We start from the raw sequence: 14,647 nt of genomic DNA, 5'->3' as shown, positions 1-14,647 counted from the left end.
TATATGTGATAATTTACTTCTTATCCAACCGCTTCAATGTTTTTCATATCACTTTATATGTGATAAATCAGATTATTAGGGATATTGTTTATGAAAATTTATACGAACCCAAAAAGTGGCCAAATTATTAATGTCAAAGGTGAAGTTCGCATAGATTCAGTTGATAATAATTTATTGAAAATAGGTGAGGTAGTTGATCCCGGCACTGTGCTTATATTCGAAGAGAATAGCGAAGTCACTTTGTCCTATAGTGATGGTAGTCAGCAACGCGTGTCTAACCAGAATATTGACCTAGCTGAAGACGTCCTTGTTGATACTATATCCAAACAAGAAAATGTAGGCATTTTAAATAATTCTGATGTAAATAGTATTCAAGATGAAATATCAGCAATTCAAGCATTAATTGCTTCAGGCGAAGATGTTGAGTTGCCTGAAACTGCAGCAGGTTTAGTTGCAAATGAAGGTACAGATTTTGTTTCGCTCGACAGGACAGGTGATGAAACACTGGCTCAAGCAGGCTATGAGACGACTGAAATTAATAACAACTTCCTTTTTGTCAACAGTACAGATCCTGAAGATAATGGTCTGAATACTACTGATAGCGTAATAACATCTCCTTCTATACTTGACGATAATGAAGTGGTTAGTACAGCAGAAGATACCCCGATTTCAGGCAATGTCTTGGACAACGCGACCAGTACCGATGCGCCTCTGTCGGTAACCGGCTTTACTATTGCTGGTGTGACTTATGCCATTGGCTCTACGGCGGTCTTAGCCGAAGGTGAGTTAACCTTAAATGCCGATGGCAGTTACAGCTTTGTGCCCAATGCTGATTACAACGGTCCAGTGCCGGTGATCAGCTATACCGTGGTAGACGCTGTTGGTGATGTTAATAATTCAACGTTGACTATCTCAGTGACACCTGTGTCTGATTTACTTGACGATAATGAAGTGGTCAGCACAGCAGAAGATACCTCGGTTTCAGGCAATGTCTTGGACAACGCGACCAGCACCGATGCGCCTCTGTCGGTAACCGGCTTTACTATTGCTGGTGTGACTTATGCCATCGGCTCTACGGCGGTCTTAGCCGAAGGTGAGTTAACCTTAAATGCCGATGGCAGTTACAGCTTTGTACCCAATGCTGATTACAACGGTCCAGTGCCGGTGATCAGCTATACCGTGGTAGACGCTGTTGGTGATGTTAATAATTCAACGTTGACTATCTCAGTGACACCGGTGTCGGATTTAGTTGATGATAATGAAGTGGTCAGTACAGCAGAAGATACCCCGATTTCAGGCAATGTCTTGGACAACGCGACCAGCACCGATGCGCCTCTGTCGGTAACCGGCTTTACTATTGCTGGTGTGACTTATGCCATTGGCTCTACGGCGGTCTTAGCCGAAGGTGAGTTAACCTTAAATGCCGATGGCAGTTACAGCTTTGTGCCCAATGCTGATTACAACGGTCCAGTGCCGGTGATCAGCTATACCGTGGTAGACGCTGTCGGTGATGTTAATAATTCAACGTTGACTATCTCAGTGACACCGGTGTCGGATTTAGTTGACGATAATGAAGTGGTTAGTACAGCAGAAGATACCTCGGTTTCAGGCAATGTCTTGGACAACGCGACCAGTACCGATGCGCCTCTGTCGGTAACCGGCTTTACTATTGCTGGTGTGACTTATGCCATTGGCTCTACGGCGGTCTTAGCCGAAGGTCAGTTAACCTTAAATGCCGATGGCAGTTACAGCTTTGTGCCCAATGCTGATTACAACGGTCCAGTGCCGGTGATCAGCTATACCGTGGTAGACGCTGTTGGTGATGTTAATAATTCAACGTTGACTATCTCAGTGACACCGGTGTCGGATTTAGTTGACGATAATGAAGTGGTTAGTACAGCAGAAGATACCTCGGTTTCAGGCAATGTCTTGGACAACGCGACCAGTACCGATGCGCCTCTGTCGGTAACCGGCTTTACTATTGCTGGTGTGACTTATGCCATTGGCTCTACGGCGGTCTTAGCCGAAGGTGAGTTAACCTTAAATGCCGATGGCAGTTACAGCTTTGTGCCCAATGCTGATTACAACGGTCCAGTGCCGGTGATCAGCTATACCGTGGTAGACGCTGTTGGTGATGTTAATAATTCAACGCTGACTATCTCAGTGACACCTGTGTCGGATTTACTTGACGATAACGAAGTGGTTAGTACAGCAGAAGATACCCCGATTTCAGGCAATGTCTTGGACAACGCGACCAGTACCGATGCGCCTCTGTCGGTGACCGGCTTTACTATTGCTGGTGTGACTTATGCCATTGGCTCTACGGCGGTCTTAGCCGAAGGTGAGTTAACCTTAAATGCCGATGGCAGTTACAGCTTTGTGCCCAATGCTGATTACAACGGTCCAGTGCCGGTGATCAGCTATACCGTGGTAGACGCTGTCGGTGATGTTAATAATTCAACGTTGACTATCTCAGTGACACCGGTGTCGGATTTAGTTGACGATAATGAAGTGGTTAGTACAGCAGAAGATACCTCGGTTTCAGGCAATGTCTTGGACAACGCGACCAGCACCGATGCGCCTCTGTCGGTAACCGGCTTTACTATTGCTGGTGTGACTTATGCCATTGGCTCTACGGCGGTCTTAGCCGAAGGTCAGTTAACCTTAAATGCCGATGGCAGTTACAGCTTTGTGCCCAATGCTGATTACAACGGTCCAGTGCCGGTTGTGACGTATACCGTGGTAGACGCTGTTGGTGATGTCACCGATTCAACGCTGACTATCTCAGTGACACCGGTGTCTGATTTACTTGATGATAACGAAGTGGTTAGTACAGCAGAAGATACCCCGATTTCAGGCAATGTCTTGGACAACGCGACCAGTACCGATGCGCCTCTGTCGGTGACCGGCTTTACTATTGCTGGTGTGACTTATGCCATTGGCTCTACGGCGGTCTTAGCCGAAGGTGAGTTAACCTTAAATGCCGATGGCAGTTACAGCTTTGTGCCCAATGCTGATTACAACGGTCCAGTGCCGGTGATCAGCTATACCGTGGTAGACGCTATCGGTGATGTTAATAATTCAACGTTGACTATCTCAGTGACACCGGTGTCGGATTTAGTTGACGATAATGAAGTGGTTAGTACAGCAGAAGATACCTCGGTTTCAGGCAATGTCTTGGACAACGCGACCAGCACCGATGCGCCTCTGTCGGTAACCGGCTTTACTATTGCTGGTGTGACTTATGCCATTGGCTCTACGGCGGTCTTAGCCGAAGGTCAGTTAACCTTAAATGCCGATGGCAGTTACAGCTTTGTGCCCAATGCTGATTACAACGGTCCAGTGCCGGTTGTGACGTATACCGTGGTAGACGCTGTTGGTGATGTCACCGATTCAACGCTGACTATCTCAGTGACACCGGTGTCTGATTTACTTGATGATAACGAAGTGGTTAGTACAGCAGAAGATACCCCGATTTCAGGCAATGTCTTGGACAACGCGACCAGTACCGATGCGCCTCTGTCGGTAACCGGCTTTACTATTGCTGGTGTGACTTATGCCATTGGCTCTACGGCGGTCTTAGCCGAAGGTCAGTTAACCTTAAATGCCGATGGCAGTTACAGCTTTGTGCCCAATGCTGATTACAACGGTCCAGTGCCGGTGATCAGCTATACCGTGGTAGACGCTGTCGGTGATGTTAATAATTCAACGTTGACTATCTCAGTGACACCGGTGTCGGATTTACTTGACGATAATGAAGTGGTCAGTACAGCAGAAGATACCCCAGTATCAGGCAATGTCTTGGATAACGCGACCAGCACCGATGCGCCTCTGTCGGTGACCGGCTTTACTATTGCTGGTGTGACTTATGCCATTGGCTCTACGGCGGTCTTAGCCGAAGGTGAGTTAACCTTAAATGCCGATGGCAGTTACAGCTTTGTGCCCAATGCTGATTACAACGGTCCAGTGCCGGTGATCAGCTATACCGTGGTAGACGCTATCGGTGATGTTAATAATTCAACGTTGACTATCTCAGTGACACCTGTGTCTGATTTACTTGATGATAACGAAGTGGTTAGTACAGCAGAAGATACCTCGGTTTCAGGCAATGTCTTGGACAACGCGACCAGCACCGATGCGCCTCTGTCGGTAACCGGCTTTACTATTGCTGGTGTGACTTATGCCATTGGCTCTACGGCGGTCTTAGCCGAAGGTGAGTTAACCTTAAATGCCGATGGCAGTTACAGCTTTGTGCCCAATGCTGATTACAACGGTCCAGTGCCGGTGATCAGCTATACCGTGGTAGACGCTGTCGGTGATGTTAATAATTCAACGTTGACTATCTCAGTGACACCGGTGTCGGATTTAGTTGATGATAATGAAGTGGTCAGTGTCGCTGAAGACGGGCTATTAAATGGCAATGTCTTGGACAACGCGACCAGCACCGATGCGCCTCTGTCGGTGACCGGCTTTACTATTGCTGGTGTGACTTATGCCATTGGCTCTACGGCGGTCTTAGCCGAAGGTGAGTTAACCTTAAATGCCGATGGCAGTTACAGCTTTGTGCCCAATGCTGATTACAACGGTCCAGTGCCGGTGATCAGCTATACCGTGGTAGACGCTGTCGGTGATGTTAATAATTCAACGTTGACTATCTCAGTGACACCTGTGTCGGATTTAGTTGATGATAATGAAGTGGTTAGTACAGCAGAAGATACCCCGATTTCAGGCAATGTCTTGGACAACGCGACCAGTACCGATGCGCCTCTGTCGGTAACCGGCTTTACTATTGCTGGTGTGACTTATGCCATTGGCTCTACGGCGGTCTTAGCCGAAGGTGAGTTAACCTTAAATGCCGATGGCAGTTACAGCTTTGTGCCCAATGCTGATTACAACGGTCCAGTGCCGGTTGTGACGTATACCGTGGTAGACGCTGTTGGTGATGTTAATAATTCAACGTTGACTATCTCAGTGACGCCAGTTAATGATGCTCCACTAGCAACCGATGATAGTTTTTCTGTTGAAGAAGGAGGTATCGTAACGGGTAATATTATCAGCCATGATGATGGCGATGGCGCTTCAGATCATGATGGTGGCGATGGTTCGATATTATTAATAACGCAAATTAATGGAATAGACCTAGTATTTGATGTTGATGGTAATGCAACAGTAAGTATTGATGGTGGCATTTTAATTATTAATGCTCAAGGTGATTTTACATATGAGAATAGCGAAGGTTTTGTTATTGGCTCTGGTTACCCAAGTTTTGACTACACCTTAAGTGATGGAACAGATATTGATATTGCTACAGTGACTATCACTGTAGATGATACTTCACCTGTTGCGGTAGATGATAATAATTATATTTCATATTACGACAATAACGGATTAAGTATTGGGCGTGGAGTTCAAGGCAATATTATTAATCGTGCTAGCTCTGGTGATAGATCTGATTCATCCGCCGACGGTACTATCATCTTGACACAAATCGAATATGCTGGGCAGGTGTATGCATTTGATGCAAGCCATACGTCTTTCACTATAGTGACTGATTTCGGTACGCTAGTCATTAATGATTCCGGCGCTTATATCTTTAGAATACCATCAGGTATAGACATCAATACTTTTCCTCCAATGCTAGAATTTACTTATACTATTCAGGATGGAGATACGCTGAATCCTGAAACTGATGATGCAACATTAACGATAAACCTCAATCATAGAGCGTCAAGCAATAGTCTAGAAGACTCTACATCATCTGATGGTGAGCTTATTGATTTATCTTATAGCGAACAAAGTGCCGATGTAATGTCCAATCCGGAGTTAACATTAGCCCAGACAAATTATCAGTCAGTAATTGAGTACGACTTAAGTGATTTATTAGTCGAAGAAAATAATATCAGCTTTGAAGAGTCTATAGCAACTGCGGAAGGCCCAGAAAGCAGTGCGTTAAATTTAGGTAAGGGCAACGAAAATATAGATTTTCCGGTTGATGATTTACTGACAGCTGAGAATGTAGAACCCATAAAAGGGGAATTTGATATTGTACCCATCGTAACTAATGGTTTCTTAGATGAAGGTGCAATACTCATTAGTGATGCTGCCCCAGAGAATACACCATTACCAATTGATCTTGACTCTACGGATACTTTATAATTAAGTAGAGAATATTTGTAAATGATTACAATGGCCTAATGATATAGTATGTAAATATATCATTAGGCTATCGGTTTGTATTAAAGGATCAAATAATTCGTGCAATCAACTGTATCACCATCAAGTCAATGGAAAATTCACGCTTCGCAAAAGTTAAGTGCCGATCCGTTATTAGATAGCCTTGTGCTACTTACTGAGCATTTTGGTAATCCATGTTCTGCTGATGCACTTTCCGCTGGTTTGCCCCTGACAAGTACAAATTTAACACCTGAGCTTTTACCGCAAGCAGCCTCACGTGCTGGTTTGAGTGCTAAATTAGTGCGTAAAGGTTTGAATGAATTACCTTCAATGCTACTTCCTTGCATTCTGATGCTAAAAAATAAAAAAGCTTTAGTCTTACAAGAACTGGATATTGAAAAAAATGAAGCGATTGTTTCTCTGCCTGAAACGGGCGGAAAAGCACAACTAACTATTGAAGAATTAGAATCAAACTTTGTTGGTTATTTATTTCTAATTAAACAGCAATACAGAGGTGATAGAAACTTTGACGTCCATATCGATAATAGCAATGAGCATTGGTTATGGCAAAAAATTAAAAATACATCATCAATTTACCGAGACGTAATTATTGCATCAGTGATGGTAAACTTATTTGCGTTAGTTTCACCACTTTTTATCATGAACATCTATGACAAAGTAGTGCCAAATTTAGCCTTTGAATCCCTTTGGGTTTTAGCTATAGGCGCAACAGTTGCTTATATATTTGATTTGGTTTTAAAACAATTACGTGCTTATTTGATTGATGTTGCAGGAAAGAAAATTGATATTGAAGTATCTTCAAAACTGTTTGCCAAAGTCATTGGGGCTCCACTTGAAAAACGCTCATTAAGTGTTGGAGGTATGGCCAAACAACTCAGCGAATTTGATAATATCAGAGAATTTTTGTCTTCAGCGACAATAAGTGCATTGGTTGACTTACCCTTCGCTATTCTTTTCATGTTATGTATTTGGTTAGTTGCAGGTGATCTGGTGATGTTTCCACTGATTGCTTCAGTATTGATTATAGGTTATACCTTGTTAAATCAATCTAAATTGCGTAAAGCTATTGATGAAAGTAATCGCTTTTCTAGTCTCCGACATGGGCACCTAATTGAATGTTTAAGCTCTTTAGAGTCCATTAAAGCTAATGGTGCTGAAGGTGTTGTGCAAAATGCATGGCAACAAATGATTGGGCATACAGCAACTTGGTTACTTAAATCTAAAATGATCACTAATTCAGTGCTAAATTTTGCCAGCTTTATTGTGCAAATATCTGTCATTGCTGTTGTAGTGTTGGGAGTTTATCGAGTATCAGAAAACTTAATTTCGATGGGCGGAATTATTGCAGCAGTGATGTTAACCGGTAGAGCGATATCTCCTATTGCCAAACTTGCAGGCCTAATGACTCGCTCCAATCAAACATTAAGTGCATTAAAACAACTTGATACCTTAATGGCGCAAGAAGGTGAATTTGAAGATAAAGCGCATTTGGTTAGCCGTACGACGCTTTCGGGCAGTATCAATGCTGATAACATTAGTTTTACTTACCCCAATAGCGATCAGCGCTCTTTACAATCAATATCATTAAACATTAAAGCGGGAGAAAAAATAGCGATTGTTGGCCATAATGGCTCAGGTAAGACTACCTTGGCAAAATTACTGTTGGGTCTATATCAACCGACGAAAGGCACCATACAATTTGACGGTTTGAATCATCACCAAATACATCCAAGTGATTTACGCCGCAATGTCGGTTATTTACCGCAAGACATAACATTATTTCATGGCACTATTCGTGATAATATTCTTTTTGGTACTCGACAAGTAACAGAATATCAACTGATCAGAGCTGTACAGCTTTCAGGTGTCAATGTATTTACTGACAATGATAGCCAAGGACTCGATCAACAAGTAGGAGAAAGTGGCAGTTCATTATCTCGCGGTCAAAGACAATCGATTGTTTTAGCAAGAGCGATACTTAACTCACCACAAATTTTATTATTAGATGAACCAACAGCAAGCCTCGATGCTCGGGCGGAAAAACAATTTATTCAATCGATCAATGCGACAGCCCAAAATCGAACCATGTTACTCATTACTCATAAAATGGATCTATTAAAGTTAGTTGACCGTATACTTGTTTTGGATAAAGGAAAACTAATCATAGATGGCCCCAAAGATGCGGTAATAACGCAATTAAAAGCCGGTAAATTTAATCAAGAGTCAAATTCATGAAAGTTAGTCAACAAGATTTAGAAATGGCTGATGATGTTTATGGCGCGATGTTAACTGAGGTGCCAAGTTTACATCGCTTAACAATTTGGGCAATGGCCACTTTAATTTGTAGTTTTTTGATTTGGGCATACTTTTCAGCATTACAGCAAGTCACTTCAGGTACAGGCAAAGTTATCCCTTCAACACAAGTGCAAATTATTCAAAGTCTAGATGGCGGTGTATTACAAAAACTTTTTGTACAAGAAGGTATGCAGGTTAAGAAAAACCAGCCAATAGCCAGTATCGATGACACGCGTTTTCGATCAGACTTTGCTGAGCAAAAGCAAGAAGTCGATAGCTTAAGAGCTAATGTTATTCGTCTTAGAGCTGAACTATCGAGTATTTTAATTGGTAATAATACCCAATGGCAGCGACAAATAGAAATTAATAAAAACATTCCAGTTTATCCGAAAGACTTAGAGCAGAATGCGCAATTGATGGTGGCAAGACAAAAAGAAGAGTACTCGGAAAGGCTTGATAATTTAATTAATCAACTCGCTATTCAAGAGCAAAAAATCCAGCAAAGAGAGCAAGAAGTTGCAGAACTAAATTCAAAAATTAGCACACTACAAATTAGTTATAAAATAGCCAATAAAGAACTTGATTTGACTAAACCGTTAGCCGAAAAAAATATAGTTTCCAAGATTGAACTTTATAAATTAGAACGGAGTGTAAATGATCTTAAAGGCGAGTTAAGTGCTGTTCGATTGCTATCTCCTAAGTTAAAATCAGCTTTACAAGAGTCGATATTAAATCGACGAGAAACCGTACTGGTTTACAGAGCGGAAACCAGAGCTGAGCTGAATGAATTACAGAACAAATTATCGCGAATTAATGAGTCACAAGTCGGTGCACAAGATAAGGTTACTAAAGCTCTCATATTATCCCCTGTTGTAGGAACAATTAAAACAATAAAAATAAATACCTTAGGCGGGGTTATAAAACCTGGTGAAACAATAGCTGAAATTGTTCCGACAGAAGACAAACTGATGATTGAAGCAAAAATAAAACCGCGTGATATTGGTTTTATTTACCCAGGTCTACCTGCGGTTGTTAAAATTACAGCTTATGATTTTGCCCGTTATGGTGGCTTAACGGGTAAAGTAGAACATATAAGCGCAGATACTACGCTCGATGAAGACGGTAACAGTTTTTATCTGATAAGGGTTCGTACACAAGCATCGAGCATTAAAAATAAGCAAGGGGACGAAATGCCCATTATTCCTGGCATGTTAACACAGGTTGATGTTATCACAGGTGAACGAACCATTTTGGAGTATATCTTAAATCCTATATTACGGGCCAATGAAGCAGCATTAAGGGAGCGATAGCGCTTAATTAATAATTAATAATAAGACAAGTATGGAATATTTATGAATAGCCTTATGTTTATTTTAAACAAAAAAACAATGCTGAGTGTATTAGCTTTATCCTCATTGTACTCTGTTAACCTCAATGCGCAGAGTTTAGAACAAGCCGTTGCCAGTGCCCTTGATAGCCATCCTGACATTCGCCAATCTTTTGCTCGTTTTAAAGCAAAGGAAGAAGATGTTAATCGAGCCTCTGCAGGTTATTTACCGACTATTGATCTAACCGCAGGCTATGGATATGAGTATACAGATACCCCCGCGAATAGAAGAACCTATGGTGATGGAAAAACAGAATTAGCCCGTGGTGAATTTGGTATCAGTATAAAACAAATATTGTTTGACGGTATGTATACCAGCAGTGAGGTAAACCGAACTCTATTCGAAGCAAGTGCAGAGCAATGGACATTAGTTGCTAATGCTGAAGATCTTGCGTTACAAGTAAGTAAAGCCTATTTGAACTATCTCAAAACAAACCAGTTGATTAAGCTATCAGAAAATAACATCGCATCGCATCAAGAAATTTATGAACAAATAAAAGAACGCACTGACTCAGGCTTAGGAAATATTGCCGATTTATCTCAAGTAACAGGGCGTTTAGCACGAGCACAATCAAATATGATATCCGCTCGTAATAATCATCTTGATGCCAGAACGCAATTTATCCGTTTAACCAACGTACAACCAGACAATCTTGTACTACCAGTACCAGATGCCGACATGTTACCAAAAGATAAAACAACGGGCTTAAATGTCGCGATTAAGTCTCATCCTGTGATCAAATCAGCACAACAAGATATTAAGGCCGCACGCTCATTTAAAAATGCAGTACAATCTAATTATTTTCCAAAATTATCACTAGAGTTAGCCGCTAATTCTGATAATGATATTGCCGGTGAAAGTGGTATTAATCGACTTGGAGCTGATGTTGGAGGTCATAGAAATGATGTCACCGCGATGGTGCGATTAAGATACAACTTCTACTCTGGCGGTAAAGATATCGCTAATGAACGTAGTGCAGCTTATAAAGTATCAGAAGCACAAGAAATTAATTATAGCGCTCATCGTCAAGTCACCGAAAGCTTCGGTTTAGCATGGAATGCTTTTGAAATGTTAGCATTACAAAAAAAATATATTAAACAACATGTTATTACAGCAAAAGATACCCAGGTAGCCTATAAACAGCAGTTTAACATTGGTCAACGAAATCTACTCGACTTGCTTGATACAGAAAACGAACTGTTTCAAGCACGTAAAGATTATTTAGATGCCAGTTTTAACGAATTAAGTGCAAGGTATCGTTTATTAAATGCTACCGGGCAGTTACTTGATTCCTTAAGAGTAACACGTTCATCAGCTTGGAAAGGCGAACATGAATATGGGCAAGGAGCATATCATGACTAATTTACCATTGATCCACTTTATACCGAGGTCAAAATATTTACCTATTCTGTTCAGTGCAATGTTTATTATTGGTTGTGCTGATACTCATATCGTGACATTAAATGCACCTGTTGAGCAATTACATAACTTACATGATTATGATAGTGATGGTGTTATTAAAGTGCGTGATAAATGTGCTGAAACCATCTTTGGTGCAAGCATTGATAATTATGGTTGTGGTATAAAAAGCACTAAAATTACCGCTTTTGAAGTCGACATTAAGTTTGCTAACAATTCTGCGGTGATCCCAAGTTCTGCTTATGCAGAGATAGAAAAATTAGCTAAAATCCTAGACGAACATCAAGAAGTACATGTGTTAATTGAAGGGCATAGTAGTAAAGTAGGCAGTGCCTTGTTCAATAAAGCTTTGTCTGATGAGCGTGCGAAAGCCGTTGCTTATGTTTTGATAAATGACTTTAATATTGATAAAAATCGTATTTCTTCAATTGGTTATGGTTCTGAGCGTTTGAAAGAAACAGAAAACAGTGAATACGCCCATGCTGAAAATCGTCGCATCATAGCTGATTTACTGTATACGCAAAATGTTGATGAACTTAAATGGACTATTTATACGGTAGATGAAGTCAATTAACCTTTAATGAGTAATATAAAAGCAAAAGCTACCTTCAGGTGGAGATTACCCGGCCAGATACTTCTGATAACATTGTTGTGCTCGTCGGATATTTTTGCTCAAGCAACGCCAGCCCTCGATGAAAACAAAATCGTCGCATCATTAGAAGAAAACTACGGTAAGAGAGCAGGTAAAAGAGGGCAAGCTTGGTTTAAGTTAATGCGAAAAAATACTGATAAATCCACGCAAGAAAATTTAACTAAAGTAAATCAATTCTTTAATATGTTTAGGTTTATTGAAGATAGCAAACTCTGGGGCGTGAGTAATTATTGGGCAACGCCTATTGAGTTTATTGGTGTCAATGGCGGAGATTGTGAAGATTACTCTATTGCCAAGTACTTCACCTTATTAGAACTTGGTATACCAGATGAAAAAATGAGGATCACTATGGTCAAAGCGGTACAACTTAATCAATACCATATGGTGCTAGCGTACTACGAAACGCCTAGTGCTATGCCATTAATTTTAGACAATCTCGATGGTAATATTAAACCAGCAAGTGAGCGTAACGATTTGATCCCTATCTATAGTTTTAATGCAAGTCAGCTTTGGTTAAATAAAGAAAAAGGTCGTGGGATCCTTAGCGGAAAATCTTCACGACTTAAGCTTTGGCAAGACTTAAGACAGCGTTTGTCGACTGCCAAACTGAAACAACCTAAGCTAAAAATGGAGTTTTAAGAATATGACCCTCTCTAGAGAAATAAACTCATTACTATTTGGACTTTTTTTATTAGTAATGTCGAGTTTAGTTTATTTTCAATTTGCACAAACCCGTGATTTTATGAATCAGCAAATGGCATCTGATTTAAATAACACAATGACATCGTTAGGATTAATGCTGAAACCACATATAGAAACTGGTGATATGGCTACCGCTGAAACCTTAGTTAATGTTATTTTTGAAGGTGGATTTTATCGCAAAGTTACTCTGAAATGGTTGGTTGATGGTAAAGAACAAATTTGGGAAAATCCTGTCGTTATTCAAGGAGTGCCTCAATGGTTTATTAATCTAGATTTATTCGAAGAGCAATCTAGGCAAAGTTTAATCACCTCTGGTTGGATGCAACTGGCAACATTGGAAGTTGCAGGACACCCTGCACTCGGCTATCGAGAATTATGGCGAGTGATGAATGATACGATAATGGTATTATCATTACTTTTTATCAGCTCAATTATTATTCTTAGAATTCGATTAAACCGTATCTTAAAACCTTTACATAAAGTTGCGCTGCAAGCGAAAGAAATAGCACAACGTAAATTTGGACATGATATTGAGCTGCCAAAAACCACGGAATTAAGAGATGTTGTCGGTGCTATAAACTCGATGTCAAGACAACTAAAACAGATATTTACTAGGTTAGATGAAGAAGTACATGAATTAAAAGAAGATAAATTTATTGATCAAGTTTCTACTTTACCTAACCGTCAATACTTATCTGGGCAAATTAATAACTGGTTAAATGAACCAGGTTTTGGTGGCCTTATTTTAGCGAAATTTGACTGGCTTGATGACATTCACAGCAAATATGGTTACCAAGGTCGTGATGAGATCATCCGAGTGTTATCTAATAGAATGACCGCAGAATTACCTGAGATTGCTGAAAGTATTATCGCGCGTATTTCCAACGCTGAATTTGCCTTTTTGATCACTAAAGCAGAACATCATAAAATTGGCCTTTATTTACAATCATTAATTAGAATAGTTAATCAGGAACTTATAAAAGCCGGTTGCCCAGCAAATACTGGTTTTGCTTTGGGGGTGAGTCAGCGAATCGACAACATGAACAGTTCTGATTTATTATCACAGTCAGATAACGCCTTACAACAAGCACAGCGAGAACATAAAATAAGTCATTGGATTGATGCCGATCAACCACAAAAATATAGTCGTGAACAATGGCGTAGTAAACTTGTTGATGCTATTCATAACAACCATTTTCTTTTTCAATGGCAAGCCATTTTAAGTATGAACAGCAAAAGGGTGTTACAACGTGAAATATATTGTCGTTTAAATATTGATGATCAAATTGTTACAGCGTCTGAATTTATGCCTTTTATTGAGTTGTTATCCTTAGGTTCACAGCTTGATCGCTGTTTATTGAACACTATAGAACAAAAAGAAATTCTTGCATTAGCTAAAGAAGGTGTAGCGATAAACTTAACGCATGACAGTCTCCAAGATCCTGAATTTATTCATTGGCTAGGTGATTTCTTAAAGCGCTCTGCATATGCAGAACGAATTTTATTTGAAATTCCAGAGTCTGCGGCAATAAGTTCGTTTGAACATTGCTATCAATTAGCCGAAATAGTTCGCTCGGCAGGTGCCAAAATGGGTATTGATCAATGTGGTCGTCAAATTGGCTCTTTGGAATATTTACAAAAACTACAGCCGAATTATATTAAATTAGATCAGTCCTTTGCTTACTATGAAAAATTAAATCAAAGCAAAGAATTATGTCGGGCATTATTAAATGTTGCGAAAGGTTTAAAAATTGAAGTGATAATTACGGGTATAGAAGATAAAGAACAATTGGTGAATTTTAGTTCATTAAAAGCTGATGGTTATCAAGGCTACATTTCACCAGTTGAAGATGTTTAAGTAACACATAGGGGGCGGATGATTTTGTTGTAACCCCCCATAAGGTTTAAATTTATAATCCTTCCAAATATGATGAATTTTAGTTATAAAAAAGCCAGTTAATTTACTGGCTTTTTAGGTGTTTTAGCTGACACACTT

The 14,647-nt window shown here is 40.3% G+C and carries 7 protein-coding genes; all 7 read left to right on the top strand.

Annotated elements, in window-relative coordinates:
* Window positions 1-90 precede the first annotated feature (90 nt).
* The 7 genes from FGD67_RS03245 (at window position 91) to FGD67_RS03215 (ending at window position 14,509) form a co-directional block, all read left to right on the top strand.
* Window positions 91-6,156, top strand: coding sequence for a retention module-containing protein (locus FGD67_RS03245; protein WP_257173675.1), 6,066 nt, complete (start codon window positions 91-93; stop codon window positions 6,154-6,156).
* 99 nt (window positions 6,157-6,255) lie between these two features.
* Window positions 6,256-8,430, top strand: a complete 2,175-nt coding sequence (locus FGD67_RS03240) for a type I secretion system permease/ATPase (protein ID WP_257173674.1) — start codon at window positions 6,256-6,258, stop codon at window positions 8,428-8,430.
* A complete protein-coding gene (locus tag FGD67_RS03235) occupies window positions 8,427-9,800 on the top strand; it encodes an HlyD family type I secretion periplasmic adaptor subunit (RefSeq protein WP_257173673.1) in 1,374 nt (457 codons plus the stop codon). Before FGD67_RS03240 ends, FGD67_RS03235 begins: the two co-directional genes overlap by 4 nt.
* 42 nt (window positions 9,801-9,842) lie before the next feature.
* A complete protein-coding gene (locus FGD67_RS03230) occupies window positions 9,843-11,240 on the top strand; it encodes a TolC family outer membrane protein (RefSeq protein WP_257173672.1) in 1,398 nt (465 codons plus the stop codon).
* Window positions 11,233-11,871, top strand: a complete 639-nt coding sequence (locus FGD67_RS03225; RefSeq protein ID WP_257173671.1) for an OmpA family protein — start codon at window positions 11,233-11,235, stop codon at window positions 11,869-11,871. The genes FGD67_RS03230 and FGD67_RS03225 overlap by 8 nt, the downstream gene beginning before the upstream one ends.
* 6 nt (window positions 11,872-11,877) lie before the next feature.
* The gene (locus FGD67_RS03220; protein WP_257173670.1) at window positions 11,878-12,588 is read left to right on the top strand and encodes a transglutaminase-like cysteine peptidase; all 711 of its coding nucleotides are present in this window, start codon (window positions 11,878-11,880) and stop codon (window positions 12,586-12,588) included.
* A gap of 4 nt (window positions 12,589-12,592) precedes the next feature.
* Window positions 12,593-14,509: an EAL domain-containing protein gene (locus FGD67_RS03215; protein WP_257173669.1), complete on the top strand. Its 1,917-nt coding sequence runs from the start codon at window positions 12,593-12,595 to the stop codon at window positions 14,507-14,509.
* The last annotated feature ends 138 nt before the right edge of the window (window positions 14,510-14,647 follow it).

Origin of the sequence: Colwellia sp. M166 (genome assembly GCF_024585285.1) — a bacterium.
Taxonomy (GTDB): Bacteria; Pseudomonadota; Gammaproteobacteria; order Enterobacterales; family Alteromonadaceae; genus Cognaticolwellia.
This window is presented reverse-complemented; position numbering and strand designations above follow the sequence as displayed.

Coding starts and splice junctions, on each gene's coding strand:
- FGD67_RS03235 (WP_257173673.1), top strand. CDS start 8,427: ATGAAAGTTAGTCAACAAGATTTAGAAATGGCTGATGATGTTTATGGC.
- FGD67_RS03230 (WP_257173672.1), top strand. CDS start 9,843: ATGAATAGCCTTATGTTTATTTTAAACAAAAAAACAATGCTGAGTGTA.
- FGD67_RS03215 (WP_257173669.1), top strand. CDS start 12,593: ATGACCCTCTCTAGAGAAATAAACTCATTACTATTTGGACTTTTTTTA.
- FGD67_RS03225 (WP_257173671.1), top strand. CDS start 11,233: ATGACTAATTTACCATTGATCCACTTTATACCGAGGTCAAAATATTTA.
- FGD67_RS03245 (WP_257173675.1), top strand. CDS start 91: ATGAAAATTTATACGAACCCAAAAAGTGGCCAAATTATTAATGTCAAA.
- FGD67_RS03220 (WP_257173670.1), top strand. CDS start 11,878: ATGAGTAATATAAAAGCAAAAGCTACCTTCAGGTGGAGATTACCCGGC.